The following is a 919-nucleotide window of genomic DNA, read 5'->3' as shown; positions in this document are numbered from 1 at the left end:
GACATAAAAGTGCGTTTTTAATATCAATTAAACAAGCAGCTTTTAGTTTATTGTCAGCATTTGCTTTTAACACCCTAATACATTCTTCAAGCATATAAACAATATTATGCTTTAAAATCTGTCTTTGTTTTTCTATTTGCTTTCTATTGGGCGTGTTATAGTTTAATTTAATAATGGTCATTTTTGCTCCTTATGTATTAATATAATTTTCTTTTATTAATGGTTATTTGTGGTTAATATGAAAGTGTCGTATTGAGCGTTAAGGGAGTGTCTATATGCAGGTGGCAGTAATAAAGCATGACGATAATACTATAGAAAAAATCACAGCTATTGATTTTGCCAAAAAGACTTATCAAGAAATTTCAAAACAGCGTAAAAACTTATATTGCCCAGAATGCTTGACACAAATACGTGTTACCATAGGACATCTCAATAGAAAAAGACCGTTTTAAATGAAACGAAATTTTGACTGTAACCATTGCTATATATAGCACCGAGCCATGTTACGGGTCTAGTCGGAATACGTCAGTAAACCGGTCATAGTGATTTAAAAATAGCCCTCTAGCCCCTACCCCATAAGCGATTGCTAAGGCATTGTTTAAAAGATGATCTTGCATTCTTGGCACTTCTTCCACAGAGGGGTAAACATCAAGAAATATTTTGTTTTTAGTGAAAATGCTGCAAGCCTTGATACTAAAGCAACTAGATAATCACTAGGCGATCAGTTTAAAAATAATCAATAGCCACCAAAGCCATATGAAATATAGCGTTAAGGTGCTTTTAGGGAAAAAGCAGTGCTATCTGTAATTATGCTATTGTGGCATCTCAGCGAAAAGAACTTAATTAGCGTCAACGACAATTACACTGTCATTGACGACAACAAGTAATACAAAACAAACCTATATGATATATGGCTTGG

The 919-nt window shown here is 33.5% G+C and carries 2 protein-coding genes; one reads left to right on the top strand and one right to left on the bottom strand.

Annotated elements, in window-relative coordinates; all coding sequences use genetic code 11:
* Window positions 1–181, bottom strand: a 181-nt coding sequence (locus IE867_RS14530) for a hypothetical protein (protein WP_192485414.1), incomplete at its 3' end; no start/stop codon positions are given.
* Window positions 182–275: 94 nt separating this feature from the next.
* On the opposite strand from IE867_RS14530, the gene IE867_RS14525 reads away from it, so the two are divergent.
* Complete coding sequence (locus IE867_RS14525) at window positions 276–452, top strand: hypothetical protein (RefSeq protein WP_192485413.1); 177 nt, start codon at window positions 276–278, stop codon at window positions 450–452.
* Window positions 453–919 lie beyond the last annotated feature (467 nt).

It is taken from the genome of Cysteiniphilum marinum (genome assembly GCF_014857925.1).
Lineage (GTDB): Bacteria > Pseudomonadota > Gammaproteobacteria > Francisellales > Francisellaceae > Caedibacter > Caedibacter marinus.
The sequence above is the reverse complement of the archived record's forward strand: the minus strand, read 5'-3'. Positions and strand labels throughout refer to the sequence as shown.